We start from the raw sequence: 26,177 nt of genomic DNA, 5'->3' as shown, positions 1-26,177 counted from the left end.
GAATCAGTGCTTGTCCATGCCGAGTTTCTTTTCCAGGTAGTGGATGTTGATGCCACCCTTGCAGAAACCCTTGTCGCGAGTGAGGTTGCGGTGCAGCGGGATGTTGGTCTTGATGCCGTCAACGACAATCTCGTCCAGCGCATTGCGCATGCGCGCCATGGCTTCGTCGCGGTCCTTGCCGTAGGTAATCAGCTTGCCGATCAGCGAGTCGTAGTTCGGCGGAACCGCGTAGCCGCTGTACAGGTGCGAATCGACGCGAACGCCGTTGCCGCCTGGGGCGTGGAAGTAGGTCACCTTGCCAGGGCTCGGCATGAAGTTGTCCGGGTCTTCGGCGTTGATCCGGCATTCCAGCGCATGGCCACGGATGACGACGTCGTCCTGCTTGATCGACAGCTTGTTGCCAGCGGCGATGCTGAGCATTTCCTTGACGATGTCGATGCCGGTGACCATTTCGGTGACCGGGTGCTCCACCTGCACGCGAGTGTTCATCTCGATGAAGTAGAAGCGACCGTTCTCGTAGAGGAACTCAAAGGTGCCAGCGCCGCGGTAGCCGATTTCGATGCAGGCCTGGACGCAGCGGTCCAGTACTTCGGCGCGGGCCTTCTCGTCGATACCCGGGGCTGGGGCTTCTTCCAGCACCTTCTGGTGGCGGCGCTGCAGGGAGCAGTCGCGGTCACCCAGGTGGATGGCATTGCCCTGGCCGTCGGACAGGACCTGGACTTCGACGTGGCGCGGGTTGGTGAGGAACTTCTCCAGGTAGACCATGGAGTTGCCGAACGCGGCACCGGCTTCGGTGCGGGTCAGCTTGGCCGACTTGATCAGTTCTTCTTCCTCGTACACCACGCGCATGCCGCGACCACCACCGCCACCGGCGGCCTTGATGATCACCGGGTAGCCCACTTCACGGGCGATGGCCAGCGCGGTTTCCTCGTCTTCCGGCAGCGGGCCGTCGGAGCCCGGCACGGTCGGTACGCCGGCGCGCTTCATGGCGTCCTTGGCCGATACCTTGTCGCCCATCAGGCGAATGGTGTCGGCTTTCGGGCCGATGAAGGCGAAACCGGAGTTCTCCACCTGCTCGGCGAAGTCGGCGTTCTCGGCCAGGAAGCCGTAACCCGGGTGGATAGCAGTGGCGCCGGTTACTTCGGCGGCGCTGATGATCGCCGGGATGTTCAGGTAGGACTGGGCTGCCGAAGCCGGGCCGATGCAAACGGTCTCGTCGGCCAGGGACAGGTGCATCAGCTCACGGTCGGCCGTGGAATGCACCGCCACCGTCTTGATGCCCAGTTCCTTGCAGGCGCGCAGGATGCGCAGGGCGATCTCGCCACGGTTGGCGATCAGGACTTTTTCCAACATCGCAGGCTCTCCGCGGTTCAGACGATGGTGAACAGCGGCTGGTCGTACTCAACCGGCTGACCGTTTTCCACGAGGATGGACTCGATCACGCCACTGGCTTCGGCTTCGATGTGGTTCATCATCTTCATGGCTTCGACGATGCAGAGGATGTCGCCTTTCTTCACGCTCTGGCCGACTTCGACGAAGTTGCCCGAGGTCGGGGAGGCGGCACGGTAGAAAGTGCCGACCATCGGAGAGCGCACGACGTTGCCGTTCAGCTTCGGTGCTGCCGGTGCAGCGGCTTCAGCTGCGGCGACCGGAGCGGCAGCGGCAACAGGTGCTGCTACCGGTGCCGGGGCGGCGGCGTAAACCGGCTGGGCCGCGAAGGCCTTGTTGCTGTGACGGCTGATGCGCACGGACTCTTCGCCCTCGCGGATCTCCAGTTCGTCGATACCGGACTCTTCCAGCAGTTCGATCAGTTTCTTGACTTTACGGATATCCATTAATCATCAACTCCCAAGGGGTGAGGTCAGGGGCGTTCAAGGTGTTCTAGCGCCGCGTCCAGGGCCAGGCGGTAGCCGGTGGCACCCAGACCGCAGATCACTCCTACTGCAACGTCGGAGAAGTAGGAGTGGTGGCGGAAAGGTTCCCGTTTGTGCACGTTGGACAGGTGCACTTCGATGAATGGGATGCTCACTGCGAGCAATGCGTCACGTAGGGCGACACTTGTATGCGTGAAAGCAGCAGGATTGATGATGATGAAGTCCACTCCTTCACCGCGGGCCGCATGAATCCGGTCGATGAGTTCGTACTCGGCATTGCTCTGCAGGTACATCAGGTGATGGCCGGCCTCGCGAGCGCGGCGCTCCAGGCCCTGGTTGATCTCGGCCAGGGTCGTGGCCCCGTACTTATCGGGTTCGCGGGTGCCCAGCAGGTTGAGGTTGGGGCCGTGCAGGACGAGCAGGGTGGCCATGCTGTTTGTTCCTTATTGGAGGCCAGGCGGCACTATGCCGGACAGCGGAAAAGGCTGTCCAGTTGCCGACAGTAATCGACAAGATGCCCGGTGTTTGCGGCAAATATATGACGTTGCATGCGTCAGCGCGACGCATTCGCCTGTTGCAGACGGGCGGCGAAGGCCTTGGCATCGACTTCACCTACGACACGCAGATCGGCCAATTCGTCACCCTTGCCGTTGAAGAACAGGATGGCCGGCGGCCCGAACAGCTTGTAGCGATCGAGCAGGGCGCGTTGTTCCGGATTGCTCTCGGTCATGTCGAAGCGGATAAGGCGGTAGCCGCCCAGCTGCGAGGTAACCTCCATGGCGGTAAGGACTTCACGCTCGATCACCTTGCAACTAATGCACCAGTCGGCATACCAGTCCAGCAGCAGCGGCTGGCCAGAGCCTTTGGCCTCTGCGAGGACCCCGGTGAGTTCCACCGGAGTCTTGATCGTTTGCCATGCTCCGCTGGCCGGGGCGACGGACGGCGCACCAACCAGGTGCGCACGGCCGAGCGGACGCAACGGATCGGATTCTCCCTTGAGGGCGCCCGACCAGGCAGCCACTGCGTAGACCAGCAGGACCAGTCCTGCCAGTTGACCCAGGCGCTCGCGCGGAGCCTTGGGGGTGAATTCCAGGGCGCCGAGGAACAGCGCAACGCCGCCGGCAAGCAGGCCCCAGAGGCCCAATGCCAGGGGGCCGGGCAGGACGCGTTCGAGCATCCATACCGCTACCGCCAGCAGCAGCACGCCGAAGGCATTGCGTACGCTGACCATCCACTGGCCTGCCTTGGGCAGCAGGGCACCGCCGCCGGTGGCGAACAATACCAGCGGGGCGCCCATGCCCAGGCCGAGGGCGAAGAGCTTGAGGCCGCCTCCCAGGGCGTCGCCGCTTGCACTGATATAGAGCAGGGCTCCGGCCAGCGGCGCAGAGACGCAGGGCGAGACCAGCAGGCTGGAGACCACGCCGAGCAGCGCGGCGCTCCAGATCGAGCCACCCTTGGTGCTGCCCGCCAGCGAATCCAGCGGGCCGCTGATGAAGCGCGGCAGGCGTAGTTCATAAAGGCCGAACATGGCCAACGCGAAGAGGGTGAAGAAGCCGGCGAAGGGCACCAGTACCCAGGGCGACTGCAAGCGTGCCTGAAGGTTGAGTTCGGCGCCGAACAACCCCATCAGCGCACCCAGCAGGGCAAAGCAGGCGGCCATCGGTAGGATGTAGGCCAACGAAAGCGTCAGGCCGCGTCCGCCGCCTGCCTTTCCGCGCAGTACCACGCCGGAAAGAATCGGCAGCATTGGCAGCACGCAGGGCGTGAAGGTCAGACCGAGGCCCGCGAGGAAGAACAGGGCCAGTTCGTGCCAGCCCCAGCCCGTGCCGGCGGTGCTGCTGCCCAAGGAGTCAATGCCGCTGCTGGCGCCACCCTCAGCCAGTTTGATGACCTCGGTCTCTGGCGGATAGCACAGGCCCTTGTCGGCGCACCCCTGGTAAGTCACTCGCAACTCGGTGGGGGCCTTGCGTGACGGGTCCACCGGCAGGTTGACGTCGGTGACGCCGTAGTACACCTCGACGTCGCCGAAGTACTCGTCGGTCTTGTGCTTGCCGGCCGGCAGCACGGGCTGGCCCAGGCCGCTGTCGGCGGGCTCTGCGCGGAACTGGAAGCGGTGACGATAAAGGTAATAACCCTCGGCATTGGTGAAGCGCAGCTTCACCGAGGTGGGGCTGCTTTCCACGAGGCTGAGGCGGAAGGCCTCGCGAACCGGCAGGAAGTCTCCGCTGTTATTGAGGGAGGCACCCAGGGTCGGGCTCGGGCGGTTGTCCAGCAACCCTGCGGCGGCGGGCAGGGCCACCAGCAGAAAGATCAGGCTCAGCAGACGGCGCATGGAGGTCTCTTGGGGCGGAAAACGCTCGCATCATAACGGACCTCGACGGCTTCCTGCAGGCTCCGGGCTGTAAGCGGTTTTGTCCTCAGAGCGAAAGGTCGTGCGGACGGTGCCTATAGGCATGATGGACTTCTGTGCGCCACGCGGAATCGTCGGGCGATTGAATGGGCGCGACAATAGGTCGCGCCGTTTCGTCAGACGCGGAAGGCCTGCACGGCCGTGTGCAATTCACCCCCCAGGCGCAGCAGGCGTTCGCCTTGGCTGCGGCTTTCGTCAATGCGCGCGAGGTTGCTGCCGCCGAGCTGGTGGATCTGTTCGCTGTGGTCGCGGATTTCGCTGACTGCGCCGCTCTGCTGGGCAGTGGCGTCGGCAATCCGTTCGGCCATGCTGGCGATCGTGCGAATCGCACTGACCACTTCCACCAGTGCGCCGTCGGCGGCGGCGGCCTGTTCGGCGCTGGCTTCGGCATGTTCGACCTGGATACGCATGGCGTCGACCGATTGCCGTGCAGCCTGCTGGAGGCGAGCGATCAGCTGCTGGATTTCAGCCGTGGCCCCCGCAGTGCGCTGGGAAAGGGAGCGCACTTCCTCGGCGACCACTGCGAAGCCGCGGCCCATTTCACCCGCCCGAGCGGCCTCGATGGCGGCGTTGAGCGCCAGCAGGTTGGTCTGCTCGGCGATGCCACGGATCACCGTCAGCACCTTGTCGATGGTTTCGGTCTCTTCCGCCAGGCGCTCCACGGCCTGGGCGTTGTTCTGCACTTCGCCCACCAGTTGGTGAAGTCCGGCCAGGCTCTGGTCGATCACGCTCTGGCCCTGTTCCACGGCCAGACCGGCATCGCGGCTGGCATCGGCGGCCAGGCTGGCATCGCCGGCCACCTGTTGGATGGTGTTTTCCAGTTCGCCCAGGGCATCGCGGATCTGTGCGGTGCCGCCTGCCTGGTCCTCGGCGCCGGCGTGGAGTCCGTTGTTCAGCTCGGCCAGGGTGCTGCTGCTGCCGGCGACTTTCTCGGCGTGCTGGCGAATGGTGCCCACCAGTTCGCCGAGATAGTCGCGCAGGCGATTGAGCGAGTCTTCGATGCGACGCAGGTCGAGCGTGCGGGAGCCCAGGGCTATGGGGCGGCTGAAATCGCCGGCGGCCCAGGCTCCCAGGGCGCTGACCAGACGCCCGAGCACCTGGGTCAGGCGGCGCTGGATGCGGTCGATGCACAGGGCGATGAGCAGAATCAGGCCGATCATCAGGCCTTGCATGACCCGCACTTCAGCCTGGATGCGACCGTGTTCGGCACGCACTTCGGGCTCCAGGGCGGCCAGTGCGGTTTGCAGGGCATCCACGCGCTGGGTGGTGGCAGAGGCGAGTTCGCTGCGCCGCTGGATCAGGTCGCGGGTGCGCGCCAGTTCGCCCGGATAACGCTTGAGCAGACCGGCCAGTTCACGCTTGAGGGCGATGCCGCGATCTTCGGTCTGGCTGGTTTCATTGCTGCTTTCCAGGCCCATCATCGCGGCGAAGTCATCGGCGGCCGAATTGCTGCTGTCGGCCACGCCGAGCAGGGGCAGTTGGTCCAGCCGGGCGCTGTCACGACCGAGTGCCTCCAGTTCGCGCTCGACGTCGGCGGCCAGTTCGTCGCGCCCGCTGGCCACCAGCTTCGCGCGGGCCTGGCTGAGGCGGTTGAGGTGCTGGGCGGCGGCGAACAAGGGGGCTCGATAATCGCTGGCAGGCGGCGAGCTGGCGGAGTCGGCGTACTGGGCGAGCTGGTCGAGGGAGCCGGCGATTTCCCGCTCGGCCTGGATCAGCAGGCCCTGGGGATCACCTGCCAGCTTGCCGGCTGCGAGCAGTTCGTCGCGCGTGAATTCGCGCAACTCAACAAAGCTGGGGAGCAGGTCCTGGGTCAGTTCGCTCGGGAGCTGGGCGAGGCGTTGCTCCAGGCTGTCGATGCCCTGGGCGGCGGCACTGTGACGCAACGCATCGCCGCTGTTGAGGTAGGCCTGAACGTTGTCCACCACCTCACCCTGGAAACGCTGGGCCAGGTCCAGGTACTGCTCCATGAGTTGATAGGGGCGTTCAAGTGCCCGCTGCGACCACCAGAGCGTGGCTCCCAATGCCAGGCACACGGTGACCAGCAGCAAGGTAATGAGGTTGGTGAGCAGTTTCAGGCGCATCGCGTCCTCGACAGACAGCTGAGGGGATGGCCAGATGATATTGCTGTTTGGTGACAGTCCCGTGACGACGGTTCTCAGTCGCGGTGCAGCTCAACCCGATTACGACCGCCGTGCTTGGCGCAATAGAGCGCTTCGTCCGCCTGCTTGGACAGCTGGTTGATATCGAGGTCGTCATGCAGTTGGGCAATACCGCAGCTGAAAGTGCAGGACAGGTCGTGGGGCTGGGCCGGGTAGCGGATCTCCGCGAAGCGCCGGCGGATTTCCTCCAGCACGCGATGGGCCGCGTCGAGATCGGTATCCGGCAGGACCACCGCGAATTCCTCGCCACCGTAGCGGCCGATATGGTCGGTCTTGCGCAGGCGCTGCTTGAGGAACAGCGCAAGGCTCTTGATCACCCGGTCGCCCATGGGATGGCCATAGGTGTCGTTGACCTTCTTGAAGTGATCGATATCGAGCATGGCGAAGCACAGCGGCTTGCCTTCCCGGCGGGCGCGGGAGCAGGCGTCCTCCAGCAGTTGCAGCGTATGGGTGTGATTGAACAGCCCGGTGAGGCTGTCGCGCACCATGCGTGCCTTCAGGCTGCGAGCCCGCTTGGCGCGAGTACGGACCGTCGCGATCAGGTGGCGCGGCTTGATCGGCTTGGTCAGAAAGTCGTCGCCGCCTTCGCTCATCGCATCCAGCTGTTTGTTGAGGTCATCCTCCGCCGACAGGTAGATGATCGGCACGCTTACATAGCGCTCGTGCTGGCGAATCACCTTGGCCAGCTCGGTACCCAGGCATTCGGGCATGTACATGTCGAGGATGATCAGGTCCGGCTGGAATTCGGCCAGGGCCAGCAGGGTCTTCACCGGCTCGGTGATGACGCGGGTGACGATGCCGGCGGAGTTGAGGATCAGCTCGGTGTGGGTGGCCTGGGCGCGGGAGTCGTCCACCACCAGCACCTTGAAGGGATCGTAGTGGGCGGTGCGGGTCAGGGTTTCCAGTTTTTCCAGCAGGCTGGAGGCATCCAGGGCGCCGGTGAAAAATTCCTGGCCGCCGGCACGCACTGCTGCCAGGCGCGTTGGTGCATCCGCTTCTTCATGGCTGAAGAAAATGATCGGCAGCTTCTGCTCCAGCCCTTGCTGGGCTTCGCGTGCCAGATCCAGGCCCTTGCCGGGGCCGGAAAAGTCTACTTCCAGCACGATCGCAGCCGGATGCCGTTCGGCCATGGCCGAGCGGAAGGCGTTGGCGCTCTCGCAGAGCTGGGCGTTGAGGCCGAAGAACTCCAGTTGCTGGGTCAGGCGTTCGGCACGGTCCTCGCTTTGCAGAGCCAGGTACACCGGCTTGCGCAAGGGCGGAAGGAAGGTCTGCTCGAACTGGTCGCCATGCCGCAACCCGGTGCGCGACAGGCGCTGCATCAACAGGCTGAGTTCGGTGATCAGGTCGCTGGACAGCCGGCCGCGATTCTCTTCCACGCCACGCAAGCATCTGCCAATGGCCACGGCCAGGCGCGTGTGCTCCGGCTGTTCGAAGCGTTCGGCGTAGCGCTGCAGGTTGAGGCTGGCCTCGGCCAGCTCGGTCATGCAGGCCGTGCTCCACTCGCTGCGTTGCAGGCGCTGCCAGATCTCCAGAACATGCCGCGCCTGGTTGATTACTCGCTGGGCGAAGTGGTTCTTGAGTCGGTCGCGGCTGGGATCTTCGTGCTCGGTCATGGCCGGGGATGTCGCCTGGAGACGATCTAGATGATGGCGCCATGCTATCACCTTGTAGGCGGTACGCCAGTGCCATCTGTCCCGATTTTGCGGGCTACGTCAGGTAAATACTGTCAGCAAGTCGCCAAGGCCCCGGAAACACCGCGCGCACCGGCGGTTGGTTTGGTTCGCGGGCACTGCGCCGCGCCTGCGCATCACTTATAGTGCAGGACTTGGCCGCAACGCTCCGGGCGTAACGCGGTCGAACCTATCCGTGCTGATCGAAATTCGAAGGACACTGCCATGCTGGACTGGAAGAAGCGTATGGGCGATGCGCGTGAGCGCGTCGATGATTCGGTTGACGATGTACGCAGCTACCTCGGTGGCATCTGGCTGAGTCGTGCCCTTGGCAGCCTGCTGGCGATCTACCTGCTCGCCTGTGTCGTGGTGGGTTGGTACTGGAGCAGCGAGCCCGATCTCTTCCCAGTGCAGCAGAACGCCCAGGCAGCCGCCGAGCGTGCCGGCCGGCAGATGGTCAGTGGCTACACCACCGTGGAAACCCTGAAGACCGTGGGGCAGACCCTGCTCGACAAGAGCGGCGGTTACCTCTCCAACGACCTCGCCCCACCCGGCCTCTGGCTGGACAATATGCCCAGCTGGGAATACGGCGTACTGGTGCAGGTGCGCGACCTGTCCCGCGCCCTGCGTAAGGACTTCGCCCGCTCCCAGTCGCAGTCCACCGAGGATCCGGACCTGGCCAAGGCCGAGCCGCGCTTCAACTTCGACAACAAGAGCTGGGCGCTGCCCGCGTCCGAGTCCGAGTACAAGGAAGGCATCCGTTCGCTGGACCGCTACCTGGCGCGCCTGTCCGATCCCAAGCAACCCAGCGCACAGTTCTATACCCGTGCCGACAACCTGAACAACTGGTTGGGCGACGTCGCCACTCGCCTCGGTTCGCTGTCCCAGCGCCTGTCCGCCAGCGTTGGCCGGGTGCGCTTGAACACCGACATCAGCCCGGAAGCCGCCGCCGCCACCGGCAAGGTGCCGGAGGTGAGCGAGGAGATCGTCGAGACGCCCTGGCTGCAGATCGACAACGTCTTCTATGAAGCCCGCGGCCAGGCCTGGGCGCTGTCCCACATCCTGCGCGCCATCGAAGTCGACTTCGCCGACGTGCTGGCGAAGAAGAACGCCACCATCAGCGTGCGCCAGATCATCCGTGAACTGGAGGCCGCCCAGGAGCCCCTGTGGAGCCCGATGGTGCTCAACGGCAGCGGCTATGGCGTGCTGGCCAACCACTCGCTGGTGATGGCCAACTACATCTCCCGTGCCAACGCCGCTGTAATCGACCTCCGTCAGTTGCTGGAGCAGGGCTGATGGCCATGGACGATCGCGAGGCGGCCCATCGCGCCGCCTCCGACGCCGAGCAAGTGGCCTGGGTCGATGAGCAGGATCGCCCCCTCGGCGGCCTGCCCCGCGCCCAGCTGAGAGAGCGCGGATTGATTTCCCGAGGCACGTTCATTCTCCTGTTCAACTCCGCCGGCCAGCTCTGCGTGCATCGCCGCACGCTGAGCAAGGCGCTTTATCCGGGCTACTGGGATGTGGCTGCCGGCGGCATGGTGCAGGAAGGTGAGGGCTACGCCGAATCGGCGGCCCGTGAGCTGGAAGAAGAGCTCGGCGTTGGCGGGGTTTCGCTGCGCGAGCATGGCCGCTTCTATTTCGACGAGCCGGGCAATCGTCTCTGGGGCGCGGTGTTCTCCGTCGTCTCCGATGCACCGCTGAAGTTGCAGCCGGAAGAGGTGATGGAGGCACGCTTCATGTCGGTGGATGAGGCGCTTTCCCTGACTCCTTGCTGCCCGGACTCCCTCAAGGCGTTACAGCTTTACCTGGCATCACATACGTGAATGCTCCGGTAGGAGCCCGCTTGCTGGCGAACCCTTCGCGAGCAAGCTCGCTCCTACCAGGGGGGGTAGTCGTTCCCGCTTGGCCAAAGGCCCGCCCCAAACCCGCGTCAGGCGTGGGTTTGTGCAGAATCTCGGACCCTTTCGTGCGGGATGCTGCACGAGGTCGCCAATCTGTCGATCAATGGCGCATTTTCGTACTTAGCATTCGCTGCGAATGCTGATAAATTTCGCCGCCTTTCAAGCCCGGCCACATACCGGGTGCGCTGCCCCTGCCAGAGTGGGGCTTCGCGGTCGGCTCCCCGCCGACCAGTCGCTATCCTGACCCCTACGAGGAAAGCCGGTGGTCAAGAAAGCTTCGTCCTTTGCCGCCCTGGGCGGCCTGGTGTACTCCACCGACAGCGGCCGGCATTGCCCGGATTGCCGCCAACCCATCGATGCGTGCATCTGCAAGCAAGCCGTCGTGCCTGCTGGCGATGGCATTGCCCGCGTGCGCCGTGAAACCAAGGGTCGTGGCGGCAAGACCGTCACCTCCGTCAGCGGCGTGCCGCTGGCCGAGGACGCCCTGAAGGAGTTGGCTACCGCGCTCAAGCGTCGCTGCGGGACGGGTGGAGCCTTGAAGGACGGCGTGATCGAGATCCAGGGCGACCACGTGGACCTGTTGCTTGAAGAACTCGCCAAGCGCGGCTTCAAGGCCAAGAAATCCGGCGGCTGAGCCACGGCTTTCTAAACTGACCGTCAGAGCAGCGGTCAACACTCCAACGTCACACGACCGAATTAACCTGTCCAAGCCCCCGGCATGATCCGGCGGGCATGGCGCTTTTCTATCCCATAGGGGGAAACCGATGTCTGCACGACGCACGCGCAAGGACGATGGCACCAGCTGGACCGTGGCCGACAGCCGCAGTGTCTATGGTATTCGCCATTGGGGGGCCGGCTATTTCGCAATCAACGAAGCGGGCCGCGTCGAAGTGCGCCCGCGTGGAGCCGGCAGTGAGCCGGTGGACTTCTACGACATCGTCGGCGACCTGCGCGAAGCGGGCCTGTCCCTGCCGCTGCTGGTGCGTTTCCCGGATATCCTGCAGGACCGCGTGCGCCAACTGACCGGAGCGTTCGATGCCAACATCGAGCGCCTGGAATATCAGAGCCGCTACACCGCCCTGTACCCGATCAAGGTCAACCAGCAGGAAGCGGTGGTGGAAAACATCATCGCTACCCAGAACGTTTCCATCGGCCTTGAGGCAGGCTCCAAGCCCGAGCTGCTGGCCGTACTGGCACTGGCGCCCAAGGGCGGCACCATCGTCTGCAACGGCTACAAGGACCGAGAGTTCATTCGTCTCGCGTTGATGGGCCAGAAGCTCGGCCACAACGTCTTCATCGTCATCGAGAAGGAAGCCGAGGTGGAGTACGTCATCGACGTCGCCGCCGAGCTCAAGGTCGCGCCTCAGGTGGGCCTGCGCGTGCGGCTGTCGTCCCTGGCCTCGTCCAAGTGGGCCGACACCGGTGGCGAGAAATCCAAGTTCGGTCTTTCCGCCGCGCAGATCCTTTCGGTGGTGGAACGCTTCCGCAAGGCCGGCCTGGACCAGGGCGTGCGCCTGCTGCACTTCCACATGGGCTCGCAGATCGCCAACCTCGCCGACTACCAGCACGGTTTCAAGGAAGCCATCCGTTACTACGCGGAGCTGCGCAACCTCGGCCTGCCGGTCGACCACATCGACGTCGGCGGTGGCCTCGGCGTGGACTACGACGGCACCCACTCGCGCAACGCCAGCTCCATCAACTACGACATGGACGATTACGCCGGCGTGGTGGTGGGCATGCTCAAGGAGTTCTGCGACGCCCAGGGCCTGCCGCACCCGCATATCTTCTCCGAGAGCGGCCGCGCCATGACTGCGCACCACGCCGTGCTGGTGATGCAGGTGACCGATGTCGAGCGCCACAATGACGCCGTGCCGCAAATCGACAACGCTGCCGAACAGCCGGAGATCGTGCGCTGGCTGATGGACATGCTCGGCCCAACCGATGCCGAGATGGTCACCGAGACCTACTGGCGTGCCACTCACTACATGGGGGATGCTGCTACTCAGTACGCCGAGGGCAAACTGACCCTCGCCGAGAAGGCCCTCGCCGAGCAGACCTACTTCGCCATCTGCCGTCGCCTGCACAATCAGCTCAAGGCGCGCCAGCGTTCCCATCGCCAGGTGCTCGACGAGCTGAACGACAAGCTCGCGGAGAAGTACATCTGCAACTTCTCGGTGTTCCAGAGCCTGCCGGACACCTGGGCTATCGGCCAGGTACTGCCGATCATCCCGCTGCATCGCCTTGACGAGGAACCGCTGCGCCGCGCTGTGCTGCAGGACCTGACCTGCGACTCCGACGGCAAGATCAACCAGTACGTCGACGAGCAGAGCATCGAGACCAGCATGCCGGTGCATGACGTGCGCGAAGGCGAGGACTACCTGCTGGGCGTATTCCTGGTGGGCGCCTACCAGGAAATCCTCGGCGACATGCACAACCTGTTCGGCGACACCGACTCGGTGAACGTCTACCAGCACGACGACGGCAGCGTTTACCACGCCGGTATCGAAACCCATGACACCATCGAAGACATGTTGCGCTACGTGCACCTGTCGCCCGAGGAGTTGATGGCCCTGTATCGCGACAAGGTATCCAGCGCCAAGCTGAGCCCACGCGAGCGTACCCAGTACGTTGACGCCCTGCGTCTGGGGCTGACCCGCTCCTCCTATCTGTCTTCCTGATAGGTGTGAAGCGACCCGTAGGTTGGTGCAGGGCGAAGCGAAGCCCAACATCTCCGCTGCGCGTCGTGAACAGGCTCACTGATGAATGAAAAAGCCCGGCTATGTGCCGGGCTTTTTCATGGACGCCAATCTGCGCACACCCGACAAAACCCCTGGCAAAATTCCCGATCCGGCGCTTTCATCCTTGCGAGCATTTCTCAACTTGTCGGGAGCTTTGCCAATGCCACGCGTCCTTCTGCTCGAATGCAGCCCCAATGACCAGGCCTCGCCCGGCGGCCAACTGGCCCGGGAAATGGCCCGGCGCATCCATCCAAAGGCCGAGGTGATCGTCCGTAACCTGGTGCGTGAACCGCTGCCGCCCCTTTGTGCGGGTTACGCCGAAGCGGTGGTGGGCAAGTCGGATTGCGCGGACGAGCACTTCGCCATTTCCGAGCAGTTGATCGGCGAGCTGGAGCGCAGCCATTACCTGCTGATCTCCACACCGATGCACAACTACATGGTGCCGGCGGCGCTGAAACTCTGGCTGGATTACGTCGTGCGCATCCGTCGCACCTTCGAGATCCACAACGGCCAGCGCGAGGGTTTGCTGGAGGACCGGCCAACTTTCGTGGTGTTGAGTTCCGGCGGGCACTACCTGGGCGCCAAGGCCAAGCAGATGGATTTCCTCTCGCCCTACCTGCGCCATGTGCTGGGCATCATCGGCCTGCACCATGTGGAGTACATCCACCTGCAGGGCCTGGCCGACGGCGACGAAGCGGTGGCCGCTGCCCTGCAGCAAGCGCGGGAGCGCCTTTCGTTCAATCCGGTCTTCGCCCCCGAACCCTTCCCGGATGTGGTGCTGTAGGGGCGGAGACGCCACTCACCTCCAGCGCACCCTGCGGGGAGCCAGGCGCCGCATCAGCCTCAGTTGCCGATCACGCCATAGCCGCGCGCCATCAGCACTGCGAACAGCGGCATCAGCAGCGCCAGCAACAGCTCCAGGCGGATAACCATGATCACCGCCTTGGCCTTGCCGGGGCTGACCTCAGGTACCTGGCCGGCTTTCAGTGCATTGCGCCAGTTGAGGAAAACGAAAGTGGGGAAGCCTGAAAGCAGGGCGATCAGTGCGAACAGGCCCATCTTCGCGTGAAACATCGAGTTGTTCAGGTAGTAGTCCACGCCCTTGTCGTACCAGAAAACCCGCGCCAGGCCGGTGAACAGCACTGCGCCGGCGGCCACGCCATAGGTCATGTCGACGCGCACCAGGCTGCGGGCGCGCTCCAGGTCGAGCGGCAACTTGAACAGACGGTGCTCCAGGGTGAGCAGGGCGAACAGCACGAAAATCGACAGGAGATGCAGGTAAGCGGCGACAGCTTGTCCCATGGTTACTCCTCAGGTCATCAGGTCAGTTGTGGTTATGGTCATCCTTGCCGGGCGAGGTACTCCACCCGGTTGCGGCCATTCTGCTTGGCCAGGTACAGCCCGCGGTCGGCCCGATCCAGCACGTTGGCCTGGGTGTCACCGGCCTGCACCAGGGTTGCGCCGAAGCTGGCGGTCTGCGCCAGGGCTAATCCTTCCAGGGCGATGGGGTCCTGCTCGATGGCGCGGCGGAGGCGCTCGGCCACCTGCATCAGTTCCGCCTCTTCGTGCACGGCCACCAGGGCGACGAACTCTTCGCCTCCCAGGCGTGCCAGTAGGTCCTGGGGTCGCAGCGCCGCGCTCATGCGTCGGGCGCTTTCCCATAGCACCTGGTCGCCAGCGGCGTGGCCATGCTGGTCATTTACCTTCTTGAAGTGGTCCAGGTCGCAGTAGATCACGCCCAGACGCAGATCGCTGCCCAGCAGTTTGGCCTGTTCCAGCGGGAAGAGCTGATTGAAGCCGCTGCGGTTCCACAGCTGGGTCAGCGGGTCCACCTGGGCCTTGCGCTGCTCACGGTTCACCGCTTCGCGCAGGTGAAGGGTCTGCTGGCTGAGCATGCGCATTTGCAGATAGCCCTGGGCGAGGGTGGCCAGGTCGTGCAGGCGGGTACGGTCGAAACGGCTGAACGGGCGGGGCGTCGGGTCCAGCAGGCAAAGCGTGCCGATGGGCTGGCCGTCGCTGGAGTAAATCGGCTGTCCGGCATAGAAGCGCAGGTAAGGCGGGCCAAGCACCAGCGGATTGTCCGCAAAGCGGGGGTCGCGCCGGGCATCTTCCACCAGTAGCAGGTCGTCCTGGAGAATCGCGTGGCCGCAGAAGGAAATGTTCCGCGGCGTTTCGCTTGCGTCCAGACCAATGCGGGCCTTGAACCACTGGCGGTCGCGGTCGATCAGGCTGATCAGCACAGTGGCCACGTTGAACAGGTCGCGGGTCAGGCGTACCAAGGTGTCCAGGTAGTGTTCGGCGGGCGTGTCGAGTACTTCCAGGTTCTGCAGGGCCAGCAAACGGCGTTTTTCGTCGGGGTGGCATGGGGCGGCCAGCATGTCTTCTTCTCCTTATCCATGAGGGCGGGCGAACCAAGCGTCGTGCTTCTGCAGACGCCAGGCAGCGGCGCCGAGGCTGACCCCGCGTAACGCCATGAAGGCGAGGAAGGCCAGCCAGAGTCCGTGGTTGCCGAGAAACTGTAGCCCCCAACCCAACGGCAGGCTAAGGGTGACTGCCAGCAGCATGGCGTCGCGCATTTCGCGAGCTCGCGTGGCACCGATGAAAAGACCGTCCAGCAGGTAGCTCCAGACCGCGATCAGCGGCAACAGCGCCAGGTAGGGCAGGTAGGTGTGCGCGACTTCCCGTACTGCCGCGATATCGCTTTGCATGTCGATGAACAACCCGCCAGCGACGGCGAAGAACAGCACGAAGGCCAGGCTTGCCAGCAGCGACCAGCCGCCGGCCACCAGCAACGAACGGCGCAATGCCGGGCGATCACCGGCGCCGATGGCGTGGCCGCACAGGGCCTCGACCGCGTGAGCCAGGCCATCCAGGGCGTAAGCGGTGACCAGCAGGCCGTTGAGCAGCAGGGCGTTTGCCGCCACCGTGGCATCGCCCATCCGCGTGCCCTGCACGGTCAGCAGGAAGAACACCAGCTGCAGCGCCAGGGAGCGGATGAAAATGTCGCGGTTCACCGCCAGCAGTGGCCGCCAGTTGCGCCACAGCTTCAGCGCAGGCCAGCCGATGCGTCCGGGATAACGCAGCAGGGCGCCGCGAGTAAGCGCAAGCCCGATCAGCGCGCCGCTCCATTCGGCGATCACTGCCGCCCGTGCCGCGCCGGCTACACCCCAGTCCAGACCGAGGACGAACCACAGCGCCAGGGCGATGTTGGCGAGGTTGGTTCCCAGCAGGATGGCCAGCGGCGCGCGGGCGTTCTGGGTGCCGAGGAACCAGCCGACCAGGGCATAGTTGGCCAGCGCCGCCGGAAGACCGAGCAGGCGCAGGTGGAAGAACTCGCGGGTCAGCGTGTCCAGCTCGGTGGATGGGTTCATCAACTTCAGGGCCAGGTCGCTGAAGGGCACCGCCAGCAGGCCCAGCAGCAGCGCCAGCCCTAGCGCCAGGCCCAGCCCCTGCAGCAACACCTGGCGCAAGGTGCCACCGTCCGCACGGCCGGCGGCCTGGGCGGCGAACCCGGTGGTGCCCATGCGCAGGAAGCCCAGCACGCCGAGCAGCAGCATGTACAACGTGCTGCCCACTGCCACTGCGGCCAACTGGTGGGCGTGGGGCAGGTGGCCAACCACTGTGCTGTCCACCAGGGCGACCAGGGGCACGGAAATGTTCGAGAGGATCATCGGGGCAGCCAGTGCCCAGACTTTTCGATGGGTCGGGGTGTGCCGCCAGGCGTCGAGGAACAGGCTCATGCAGGGCTCCAGTCAGGCCGCGCAGTATAGCGGCGCGACGTTTCGTGAGGCGCATCGCTCCTGCCGTCATCCGGATGCCACCGGAGCGCCGGGCTGGTCTATAGTTCGCCGCCTATACGCACTCCCCATCGAGAGCCTGCCATGCCGAAGAAAGGACTACTTCTGGCCGTGGTGCTGAGCCTGCTCAGCGCCTGCGATTCCTCCACCCCCGAGCAAGCGGCGAGCAAGTCGCCACCTGCCGAAATCGAGCAGGCAGCGCGCCCGGCCGTCGACACCGCGGCCCTGGCCAAGCGCTACGCCGGCCGTGAGCTGAAGGTGATCGATGTGTCCGAAGTGCAGCTCGACGGCGCCAGTGCGCTGTCGGTGACCTTCTCTGTGCCGCTGGACTCGGAGCAGACGTTCGCCGAGCGCCTGCACCTGGTGGACAGCAAGGACGGCAAGGTGGACGGCGCCTGGGAGCTCTCCGACAACCTGATGGAGCTGCGCCTGCGTCACCTGGAGCCCAAGCGCAAGCTGGTGCTGACCATCGACCCCGGCCTGCGTGCGGTGAACGACGCGCGTCTCGCCGACGAACACATCAGCCGCCTGGAAACCCGCGACCTGCAAGCGACCGTCGGCTTCGCCAGCCGTGGTTCGCTGCTGCCCACGCGCCTCGCCGAAGGCCTGCCGGTGATCGCGCTGAACGTCGACAAGGTGGATGTGGACTTCTTCCGCGTGAAGTCCGAATCCCTGCCGGGCTTCCTCGCCCGCTGGGGCAAGCGCGGCGGCCTGGACGTGTGGGAGGCTCGCGAGCTGCTGAAGATGGCCGACCTGGTCTACACCGGTCGCTTCGATCTCAAGCCCGCGCGCAATACACGCGAGACCCTGCTGCTACCCATCGCCAACCTCGAGCCGATGAAGCAACCGGGTGTCTACCTGGCGGTGATGAAAGAGTCAGGCAGCTACGCCTATTCCAACCCGGCGACGCTTTTCACCCTGAGTGACATCGGCCTTTCCGCCCACCGCTACAGCGACCGCCTGGATGTTTTCACCCAGGCCCTGGAAGGTGGCGCCGCGCAAGCCGATATCGCCCTGGAGCTGCTGGACGGCGAGGGGCGCGTGCTGGCCGAAGGCAAGACCGACGGCAAGGGTCACGCCGAAATCCCCCTGGCGCCCAAGGCCGAGGTACTGATCGCCCGCAAGGACGAGCAGACCAGCTTGTTGCGCCTGTCCGCACCCGCGCTGGATCTGGCCGAGTTCGACATCGCCGGTCCGGCCAGCCACGCCCTGCAGTTCTTCGTCTTCGGCCCGCGCGACCTCTATCGTCCGGGTGAGACCGTGCTGCTCAATGCGCTGCTGCGCGATGCCGATGGCCGGGCGGTGAAGGACCAGCCCGTCACCGTCGAAGTACGCCGCCCCGATGAACAGGTCAGCCGCCGCTTCGTCTGGGAAGCCGGAGAGGGCGGTTTCTACCAGTACCAGTTGCCGCTCGCCGCCGAGGCGCCTACCGGTCGCTGGCAACTGTTGTTCGACCTGGGCGATGGCAAGCCGCAGCTCTACGAATTCCTCGTGGAAGACTTCCTGCCTGAGCGCATGGCGCTGGAACTCAAGGGCAGCGACCAGCCCTTCGCGCCCACTGATAATGCCCGCTTCCAGGTCAGTGGCCGCTACCTCTATGGCGCGCCGGCCTCGGGCAACCGCCTGACTGGCCAGCTCTATGTGCGACCGCTGCGCGAAGCGGTGAAGGCGCTGCCCGGCTACCAGTTCGGATCGGTGACCGAGGGCGAACTGGCGCAGGACATCGAGGTGGACGAAACCCAGCTCGATGCCGACGGCAAGACCGAACTGAGCATCGACACCCGCTGGGCCGAGGCCAAATCGCCCTTGCAACTGATCCTCCAGGCCAGCCTGCAGGAATCCGGCGGCCGCCCGATCACCCGTCGCCTGGTGCAGCCTGTGTGGCCGGCCGATCGCCTGCCGGGCGTGCGTGCATTGTTCGATGGTGAGGAGACCGATGCCGACAGCGTGGCCGAGTTCGAGCTGCTGGTCGCCGACCCCGAAGGCAACAAACTGGCCGCCGACAACGTCAAGGTGCGCCTGGTGCGCGAGCGTCGCGACTACTACTGGAACTACTCCGAGAGCGACGGCTGGACCTACCACTACAACGAGAAGTACCTGAACCTCTCCGAAGAGCAGGTGCAGGTAGCGGCCGGCGGTACTGCGAAGGTCAGCTTCCCGGTGGAGTGGGGCCCCTATCGCGTGGAGGTGGAAGACCCGGCCACCGGTATCACCAGCAGCCTGCGCTTCTGGGCCGGCTACCGCTGGCAGGACAACGCCGAAGGCGGCGCGGTACGGCCCGACCAGGTGAAACTGGCGCTGGACAAGCCGGGCTATGCCGCTGGAGACACCGCCAAGGTCACTGTTACGCCGCCCAGCGCGGGTAGCGGTTACCTGTTGGTGGAATCCGCCGAGGGCCCGCTGTGGTGGCAACCCATCGACGTGCCCGCCGAAGGCAAGAGCTTCGACATTCCGGTCGCCAAGGAGTGGGCGCGCCACGACCTCTATGTCAGCGCCCTGGTGATCCGCCCCGGCGAGCGCAAGGCCAGTGTCACGCCCAAGCGCGCCGTGGGCCTGCTGCACCTGCCGCTGGAACGGGCACCGCGCAAGCTGGCGCTGACGCTCAGCGCGCCGGAGAAGATGCGGCCCAAGCAGCCACTGAAGATCCAGGTGCAGGCGAAGAACGCCGATGGCAGCGTGCCGAAGTCGGTGAACGTTCTGGTGGCCGCGGTGGACGTGGGCATCCTCAATATCACCAGCTATGCCACGCCCGATCCCTTCGCCAGCCTGTTCGGCCGCAAGGCCTACGGCGCCGACCAGCTCGACGTCTACGGCCAACTGATCGAAGCCGGACAGGGCCGCCTGGCGAGCATGGCCTTCGGTGGCGACGCGGCGCTGGCCGGTGGCGGTAAGCGCCCGCAGACCAGCGTCACCATAGTCGCCCTGCAGAGTGCGCCGGTCACCCTGGATGATCAGGGGCAGGGCGAAATCAGCGTCGACATTCCCGACTTCAATGGTGAGCTGCGCCTGATGGCCCAGGCCTGGACCGACGAGCGCTACGGCATGGCCGAGGCGAAGACGGTGGTGGCTGCGCCGCTGGTGGCGGAACTCGCTGCGCCGCGTTTCCTCGCCGGTGGCGACCAGACCACCCTGGCGCTGGACCTCACCAACCTCTCCGGCAAACCCCAGCGGCTGGACATCGAGCTGGAAAGTGCCGGCCAACTGGACCTCACCCAGAGCGGCGGTACCCAGGCCGTGCCGGTGCAGCTCGCCGACGGCCAGCGCACCACCCTGCGTATCCCCGTGCGTGCCGTAGGTGGCTATGGCCAGGGTCAGTTCAAGGTGACAGTGAATGGCCTGGAGCTTCCTGGCGAGAACCTGCCGCCGTTCAGCCGTGAATGGACGCTCGGCGTGCGACCGGCCTATCCGGCCCAGCTCAAGCAGTTCCGTGCGGTGCTCAAGGGCGATAGCTGGAGCCTGCCGGCTGGAACCCTGGATGCCTACGAGCCCGATGGCCGCGAGGCCCTGCTGCAGCTTTCCAGTCGCCCGCCGCTGAACCTCGGTGAACAGGTCCGCGCGCTCAAGGCCTATCCCTACGGTTGTGCCGAACAGACCACCAGCGGACTGTACCCGTCGCTGTACGCCGACGCCGCGTCCCTCAAGCGGCTCGGCCTGGAGGGCGAGCCGGACGACGCGCGCCGAAAATCCATCGACTTGGGAATCGAGCGCCTGCTGGGCATGCAGCGCTATAACGGCAGCTTCGGCCTGTGGAGCGCCGACAGCGAAGAGGAATACTGGCTGACCGCTTACGTCACGGACTTCCTCCTGCGCGCCCGCGACCAGGGCTTCGCCGTGCCACCGGAAGCCCTGAAAAAAGCCAGCGAACGCCTGCTGCGGTACCTGCAGGAGCGCAGCCTGATCGAGGTCAGCTACAGCCAGAATGCCGACCACACCCGGTTCGCCGTACAGGCTTATGCCGGCTATGTCCTGGCGCGCAGCCAGCAGGCGCCGCTGGGCGCACTGCGCAGCCTCTGGGAACGCCGTGCCGACGCCCGCTCCGGTCTGCCGCTGGTGCAACTGGCGGTAGCCTTCCAGCTGATGGGCGACGCACCACGCGCCGATCAGGCCCTTGAACTGGGACTGCGGATTCAGCGTGACAGCCACGACTGGCTGGCCGACTACGGCAGCCCTCTGCGCGACCAGGCGCTGATCCTGGCCCTGCTGGAAGAGCACGACCTCGCTGCAGGCGTACGCGAGCAGCGCCTGTTCGACCTGGCAGACCTGGTAGCCGGCGAGCGCTGGCTGTCCACCCAGGAGCGCAACGCACTCTATCTGGCGGGACGTGGCCTGCTGGGCAAACCCGAACCGAACTGGAGCGCACAGCTCAGCGCGGGCGGTCAGCAGCGCGAGCTGAGCAACCAGATGCCGGGACTCAAGCTGGATGGCGCCCTGCTGGTCGAGCCGCTGAACATCGCTTCCACCGGTACCGAACCGCTGTACCAGCAACTCACCCTCTCCGGGTATCCGCTGGCCGCTCCGGCCGCAGGCGGCGAAAACCTGTCGATCCGCCGTGAGTTCCTCGGCGCGAATGGCGAGCGCCTCGACCTCAACGCCCTGGACAGCGGTGAACTGGTGCTGGTGCACCTGACCATCGAAGCGAAAGAACGGGTGCCTGATGCCCTGGTAGTGGACCTGCTGCCCGCCGGCCTGGAGCTGGAAAACCAGAACCTCGCCCAGAGCGCCGCCAGCCTCGATGACGCCAGCGGTGCGGTGAAGGAGTGGCAGAAGTCCATGCAGAACGCCACCATCAAGCACCAGGAGTTCCGTGACGACCGCTATGTAGCGGCCCTGGATGTCGGCGAGTACGGCACCACCCACCTGCTGTACCTGGCCCGCGCGGTCACCCCGGGCAAGTACCGCGTTCCGCCGCCCACGGTGGAATCCATGTACCGCCCGAACTGGCAGGCCCTCGGGGATGCGCCGGAGCAACTGGTGGTAAGAGGCAAGTAAGGGCAGAGGGATACCCTGCCCAGACGTGATTCCCCCTTTCCCAGTCGGGGAGAGGGGGAAGACCCTCAGCTCGGAATGATGTGGTCGCCGCCCCCGAAGGTCGCCGTTACCTGTTGGACCCCGGTAATGGTGACCACCTCAACGAACGTCGCCCCTGCGCCATTGCCGTCGACATCCACCTGCACGGAGATGTCGCTGCCTACCTGCACCGCCTTGACGTAATTGGCGATCGCTTGCGGCAGCAAGCTGGTGCCGAGCAGTCCCGAGAAATCGAGCTTGTCTCCCTGGGCCGCGCTGTAGTCGGAGATGCGGTCCTCAGCCTCGCTGAGGCTATTGAACCTGAACAGGTCAGTACCGCCGCCGCCAATCAGCACGTCCGCGCCCAGGCCACCGTACAGCACATCATTGCCAGTTCCGCCATCGAGCGTGTCGTTGCCGGCACCGCCACGCAGTTCGTCGGCGCCGCCACTGCCGGTCAGGCTGTCATTGAATGCCGAACCGATCAGGCCTTCCATGTTCTTGTAGGTGTCGGACCCCAGGCCAACAGCGGACAAATCGACGACGGTGTTGCTGTTGCTCTGCACCAGCGTGAAGTTGAGGGCTGCGGTGGCGTCCGACAGATCGAGCAGGTCGCTGCCGGCACCGCCATCCAGGGCATCGTTTCCGCTGCCGCCCCTGAGAATGTCGTTGCCGCTGCTGCCGGTCAGGTTGTCGTTGTTGCGCGAACCGATCACGCCTTCCATGTTCTTGTAGGTGTCTGTGCCGATTCCGGCCAGGGCTCCCGTGTTCCAGAAACCGTTGGTGCCAGCAGCCGGATTGCTGCCCTGATTCAGGGTGAAGGTGACTGAGCCGGTGGCATCGGAGAAATCGAGCATATCGATGCCGTCACCGCCATCCAGCGTGTCGTTGTCTTCACCCCCGCGCAGGCGATCTTCGCCACTACCGCCGATGAGCGTGTCCGCACCATTCCCGCCGACGAACAGATCACTCGCGGCCGCTCCGGTCAGGGCGTCCACGTTGCTGCCGCCGTCGAGAAACGCTGCCTGGTAACTGTTGCCGGAAAGGTTGACGCTCGAGCCGCCGTTGGTGGAGACGAGATTTACCGTTACCGATCCGGTGGCCGTTCCGCCGGCATTGTCCGAAAGGGTGTAGGTGAACGTACCAAAGGGGGCGGCCGGGTTATTGCCGCTGGCGAAGGTAATCAGGCTGTTGTTCGAGCCTTCGATGAACTTCACATCGGAAATCGCGCCTGTTCCCTGACCAAGACCGATGAGGGACAGGAACGACCCGTCGACATCAACGTCGTTGCCCAGCAAGGCGGCGACCGAGAAGACGATGCCAGTGCCATTGGCCGGATTGAAGGCAGCGGTGTTGTTGGATACGTAGAGCACATCGTTGGTCGCAACCGGCGCGGCGTTCACCTGCGTAGCTGTGACCGTGATCCCCAGGTTGTCGACGTCGCTGGCAGCGCCATCGCTGGTGGTCATGGTCAGCGTGTCTTCGCCGCTGAAGTTGGCAGCGGAGAGGTAGCTGATGTTCGCGGCCAGTGTCGCGTTGATCTGGGTGAGCGTTCCGTTGAGGGTAAGTGTCGAGGTATTGAGGCCGGTAATCGATGCGCCGCCCAAGAAGGACTGGGCGGACAGGCTGCCGTGGGCGACCTGGAAGGTCACAGTCAGGTTGCTTGAGGCGGCGTCCACATCAGCAATGCTCAGGCCGCTGATGCTCTTCGGAGTTCCTGCCGGGGTGGTCTGGGCACCGGGCAGGGTATTGACCGGGGCGTCGTTGACGGGGGTGATATCCAGCGTGGCGCTACCTGCGGTACTGAGTAGGCCGTCGGTCGCCGAGTAGCTGAAGCTCACGGCAGTGTCGTCGTTCAGTGCTGGCGTATAGCTCCAGGTACCGTCGCCGTTATCAACCAGGCTGCCGCTCCCGGCGCTGATTTGCAGATTGGTGGCGGTCAGGGCAGGGCCGTCGACGTCCGCTGCGTTGAGCAGCAACTGGGCCTGGGTGATCAGGCGCGAACCACTGTCTTCGGCGATGGCTTCCAGGGTCACTTCGCTGGTGGTGGGCGCATCGTTGACGGGGGTGATATCCAGCGTGGCGCTGCCGGCGGTACTGAGTAGGCCGTCGGTCACCGAGTAGCTGAAGCTCACGGCAGTGTCGTCGTTCAGTGCTGGCGTATAGCTCCAGGTACCGTCGTCGTTATCGACCAGGCTGCCGCTCCCGGCGCTGATTTGCAGATTGGTGGCGGTCAGGGCAGGGCCGTCGACGTCCGCTGCGTTGAGCAGCAATTGGGCCTGGGTGATCAGGCGCGAACCACTGTCTTCGGCGATGGCTTCCAGGGTCACTTCGCTGGTGGTGGGCGCATCGTTGACCGGGGTGATGTCCAGCGTGGCGCTGCCGGCGGTGCTGAGTAGGCCGTCCGTCACCGAGTAGCTGAAGCTCACGTCGGTGTCGTCGTTCAGTGCTGGCGTATAGCTCCAGGTACCGTCGCCGTTATCGACGAGGCTGCCGCTACCGGAGCTGATTTGCAGATTGGTGGCGGTCAGGGCAGGGCCGTCGACGTCCGCTGCGTTGAGCAGCAATTGGGCCTGGGTGATCAGGCGCGAACCACTGTCTTCGGCGATGGCTTCCAGGGTCACTTCGCTGGTGGTGGGCGCATCGTTGACCGGGGTGATATCCAGCGTGGCGCTGCCGGCGGTGCTGAGTAGGCCGTCCGTCACCGAGTAGCTGAAGCTCACGTCGGTGTCGTCGTTCAGTGCTGGCGTATAGCTCCAGGTACCGTCGCCGTTATCGACCAGGCTGCCGCTCCCGGAGCTGATTTGCAGATTGGTGGCGGTCAGGGCAGGGCCGTCGACGTCCGCTGCGTTGAGCAGCAATTGGGCCTGGGTGATCAGGCGCGAACCACTGTCTTCGGCGATGGCTTCCAGGGTCACTTCGCTGGTGGTGGGCGCATCGTTGACCGGGGTGATGTCGAGGCTGGCGCTGCCGGCGGCGGTGAGGTCGCCGTCGCTGATCGTGTAGCTGAAGCTCACCTCGGTATCGTCGTTTTCATCCGGGGTGTAGCTCCAGGTGCCATCGCCATTGTTGGCAAGGGTGCCACCGCCGCTGCTGATCGTCAGGTCGCTGACGGTGAGTTCGTCGCCCTCGATGTCGGTGGCATTGGCGAGTAGTTCGGCCTGAGTGATGGTGCGCGCGCCACTGTCTTCGGCGATGGCCGTCAGGATCACCGGGGTGGTGGTGGGCGCGTCGTTGACCGGGGTGATATCCAGGCTGGCGCTGCCAGCGGCGGTAAGCGAACCGTCGCTGACGGTATAGGTGAAGGAAACCTGAGTGTCGTCGTTCAGCGCCGGGGTGTAAGTCCAGGTGCCGTTGTCGTTGTTGACCAAGGAGCCGCTGCCTGAACTGATCTGAAGGTTGCTGGCCGTCAGGGCGGGTCCATCGACGTCCGCTGCATTGGCCAGCAACTGGGCCTGAGTGATCAGGCGCGCGCCACTGTCTTCGGCGATGGCCGTCAGGATCACCGGGGTAGTGGTGGGGGCGTCATTGACCGGGGTGATGTCGAGGCTGGCGCTGCCGGAAACACTGAGCGAACCGTCGCTGACGGTGTAGGTGAAAGACACTTGAGTGTCGTCGTTCAGCGCCGGGGTGTAAGTCCAGGTGCCGTCGCCATTGCTGACCAGGCTGCCATTGCCTGAACTGATCTGCAGGTTGCTGGCGGTGAGCCCATCACCGTCGATATCGGAGGCATTAGCCAGCAGTTCGGCCTGAGTGATGAGGCGTGCATCACTGTCCTCGGTGATGGCCGCAAGGGTTACCGGGCCGCTGACCGCCGGGGCGTCGTTGACGCCGGCGATTCGCACCGATGCTGTGGCCCAACTGAGGGTGCCGTTCCCCAGGCGGATGGCGTAGGTGAAGCTGTCGGTCAGGTACTCGCCGGCCGAAAGGCTCCGGTATTCCTCGCTCTGGAGGAGCGCGCTGGCGTCGTAGAGAACCTTGACCCTCCCATCCAGCGGGTCCTGGCCGATCCAGATGTGGGCGCCATAGGCGCTGAGGCAATCCTGGTCATGGGCCAGCAGGTCCGCTTGTATCTGCGTCCGGGTCTCCGTGCTGCCATCTGCCGTAACCCCATCGTCCAGGGAGTAGAGCGTCTTGGCCTTGCCGCCCAGGTCGTTCGCCATGACATCCAGACAGATGTAGTCGAGGCCGTCCCGCACCAGATTCTCGTAGAGGAAGCTGTCGCCGCTCGCTTGGGGGGTATTACTGAATGAGACGGTGGAGATGGCCATGCTGAATTCCTTGCGTTGAATTTATTGGTCTTGTGGGCTCTACCAGGGTGAGTCAGTGGTACCAGGCGGGGCCTGGGCCGCCTGCTCAACGGGCTCCAACCGCGGTGTCCGGGACGCGCGAAGCCCGAAGGCGGCGCGCAGGAATCTGCGAGCACCCATGTAATGGACTCCTGAAGTGAGCAAGGGACCGTGGGGATGAGAGGCACCGACTACAGCGACGGCCAAAGCACTGTAATGTCAGTTTGATATTCGTTTAGGAGGAGCCCGAGCCGCTGTAAAGGTGCGCCTTGGGGTGAAGAGTACTGGCGGTCAAAATCACGACGAACGGCAAGATAGAGTCGGAAATTTGA

At 64.7% G+C, this 26,177-nt stretch carries 16 protein-coding genes; 6 read left to right on the top strand and 10 right to left on the bottom strand.

Annotated elements, in window-relative coordinates; genetic code table 11:
- Nucleotides 1-3: 3 nt before the first annotated feature.
- The 6 genes from accC to SA496_RS23020 form a co-directional block, all read right to left on the bottom strand.
- Nucleotides 4-1,353, bottom strand: a complete 1,350-nt coding sequence (accC, locus tag SA496_RS23045; RefSeq protein ID WP_120654316.1) for an acetyl-CoA carboxylase biotin carboxylase subunit — start codon at nucleotides 1,351-1,353, stop codon at nucleotides 4-6.
- A gap of 17 nt (nucleotides 1,354-1,370) precedes the next feature.
- Nucleotides 1,371-1,835, bottom strand: coding sequence for an acetyl-CoA carboxylase biotin carboxyl carrier protein (accB, locus tag SA496_RS23040; protein ID WP_120654317.1), 465 nt, complete (start codon nucleotides 1,833-1,835; stop codon nucleotides 1,371-1,373).
- 26 nt (nucleotides 1,836-1,861) lie between these two features.
- Nucleotides 1,862-2,305 carry a type II 3-dehydroquinate dehydratase gene (gene aroQ / locus SA496_RS23035; RefSeq protein ID WP_120654318.1) on the bottom strand — a complete coding sequence of 148 codons (444 nt, stop codon included), beginning with the start codon at nucleotides 2,303-2,305 and terminating at the stop codon, nucleotides 1,862-1,864.
- A gap of 122 nt (nucleotides 2,306-2,427) precedes the next feature.
- Nucleotides 2,428-4,206, bottom strand: coding sequence for a protein-disulfide reductase DsbD (locus SA496_RS23030; protein WP_120654319.1), 1,779 nt, complete (start codon nucleotides 4,204-4,206; stop codon nucleotides 2,428-2,430).
- Nucleotides 4,207-4,400: 194 nt separating this feature from the next.
- Complete coding sequence (locus SA496_RS29360) at nucleotides 4,401-5,444, bottom strand: methyl-accepting chemotaxis protein (RefSeq protein WP_372240435.1); 1,044 nt, start codon at nucleotides 5,442-5,444, stop codon at nucleotides 4,401-4,403.
- A gap of 995 nt (nucleotides 5,445-6,439) precedes the next feature.
- Entirely contained in the window at nucleotides 6,440-8,056 is a 1,617-nt protein-coding gene (locus SA496_RS23020; RefSeq protein WP_120654321.1) for a response regulator, read from the bottom strand.
- 282 nt (nucleotides 8,057-8,338) lie between these two features.
- Between SA496_RS23020 and SA496_RS23015 the strand changes: the two genes are divergently transcribed.
- The 5 genes from SA496_RS23015 to SA496_RS22995 all read left to right on the top strand — a co-directional run bounded on the left by SA496_RS23015 (nucleotide 8,339) and on the right by SA496_RS22995 (nucleotide 13,536).
- On the top strand, nucleotides 8,339-9,409 hold the full coding sequence (locus tag SA496_RS23015) for a DUF2333 family protein (RefSeq protein ID WP_120654322.1): 1,071 nt from the start codon (nucleotides 8,339-8,341) through the stop codon (nucleotides 9,407-9,409).
- Nucleotides 9,409-9,936: an NUDIX hydrolase gene (locus tag SA496_RS23010; RefSeq protein WP_120654323.1), complete on the top strand. Its 528-nt coding sequence runs from the start codon at nucleotides 9,409-9,411 to the stop codon at nucleotides 9,934-9,936. Before SA496_RS23015 ends, SA496_RS23010 begins: the two co-directional genes overlap by 1 nt.
- A 340-nt stretch (nucleotides 9,937-10,276) precedes the next feature.
- Nucleotides 10,277-10,648: a translation initiation factor Sui1 gene (locus tag SA496_RS23005; RefSeq protein ID WP_120654324.1), complete on the top strand. Its 372-nt coding sequence runs from the start codon at nucleotides 10,277-10,279 to the stop codon at nucleotides 10,646-10,648.
- Between the two features lie 130 nt (nucleotides 10,649-10,778).
- Nucleotides 10,779-12,692 (top strand): arginine decarboxylase, encoded by a 1,914-nt coding sequence (speA, locus tag SA496_RS23000; protein WP_120654325.1) that lies wholly within the window; start codon nucleotides 10,779-10,781, stop codon nucleotides 12,690-12,692.
- Nucleotides 12,693-12,912: 220 nt separating this feature from the next.
- Nucleotides 12,913-13,536: an FMN-dependent NADH-azoreductase gene (locus tag SA496_RS22995; RefSeq protein WP_153918062.1), complete on the top strand. Its 624-nt coding sequence runs from the start codon at nucleotides 12,913-12,915 to the stop codon at nucleotides 13,534-13,536.
- Nucleotides 13,537-13,595: 59 nt separating this feature from the next.
- Here the strand turns inward: SA496_RS22995 and SA496_RS22990 are convergent, their stop codons facing one another.
- From SA496_RS22990 to SA496_RS22980, 3 genes are read right to left on the bottom strand one after another with little or no spacing between them, the layout of a single operon-like run.
- Entirely contained in the window at nucleotides 13,596-14,054 is a 459-nt protein-coding gene (locus SA496_RS22990) for a DUF2214 family protein (protein WP_330114527.1), read from the bottom strand.
- Nucleotides 14,055-14,092: 38 nt separating this feature from the next.
- Nucleotides 14,093-15,130, bottom strand: coding sequence for a GGDEF domain-containing protein (locus tag SA496_RS22985; protein WP_120654328.1), 1,038 nt, complete (start codon nucleotides 15,128-15,130; stop codon nucleotides 14,093-14,095).
- A gap of 12 nt (nucleotides 15,131-15,142) precedes the next feature.
- Nucleotides 15,143-16,492 (bottom strand): MATE family efflux transporter, encoded by a 1,350-nt coding sequence (locus tag SA496_RS22980; protein ID WP_120654329.1) that lies wholly within the window; start codon nucleotides 16,490-16,492, stop codon nucleotides 15,143-15,145.
- Between the two features lie 141 nt (nucleotides 16,493-16,633).
- On the opposite strand from SA496_RS22980, the gene SA496_RS22975 reads away from it, so the two are divergent.
- On the top strand, nucleotides 16,634-21,538 hold the full coding sequence (locus SA496_RS22975) for an alpha-2-macroglobulin family protein (protein WP_330114526.1): 4,905 nt from the start codon (nucleotides 16,634-16,636) through the stop codon (nucleotides 21,536-21,538).
- Between the two features lie 65 nt (nucleotides 21,539-21,603).
- Here the strand turns inward: SA496_RS22975 and SA496_RS22970 are convergent, their stop codons facing one another.
- Complete coding sequence (locus SA496_RS22970; protein WP_330114525.1) at nucleotides 21,604-25,827, bottom strand: cadherin-like domain-containing protein; 4,224 nt, start codon at nucleotides 25,825-25,827, stop codon at nucleotides 21,604-21,606.
- Nucleotides 25,828-26,177: the final 350 nt, after the last annotated feature.

Origin of the sequence: Pseudomonas sp. JS3066 (genome assembly GCF_036328175.1) — a bacterium.
Taxonomy (GTDB): Bacteria; Pseudomonadota; Gammaproteobacteria; order Pseudomonadales; family Pseudomonadaceae; genus Metapseudomonas.
Note: the sequence above shows the minus strand (reverse complement) of the source record. Positions and strands in the feature narration are given on the sequence as shown.